1 protein-coding gene is annotated in these 204 nt (G+C 38.7%); it reads right to left on the reverse strand.

The annotated features are described in order from the left end of the window. On the reverse strand, positions 1 to 204 hold a 204-nt coding region (locus JUI58_RS00090), incomplete at both ends, for a POTRA domain-containing protein (RefSeq protein ID WP_275414283.1).

The raw sequence follows: 204 nt of genomic DNA on the forward strand, positions 1-204 counted from the left end.
AGGTAAAATAACTGGTTTTAAACCTTTCTAATCCTCCAATTTGAATATCGGTAATTGTCCCTTCTGTGACTTCAATAGTAGCGATGCCATTGGCGATGTTTTGTTCCTTTAAGACAGCGCGGGAGTTAATATACCCTTCATTAATATATAATTGAGTGAGGGTATTGGCAACATCTCTGAGTTGATTGAGGGTGACGTTTTGCC

Origin of the sequence: Spirulina sp. CCY15215, assembly GCF_016888125.1 — a bacterium.
Classification (GTDB): Bacteria; Cyanobacteriota; Cyanobacteriia; order Cyanobacteriales; family Spirulinaceae; genus CCY15215.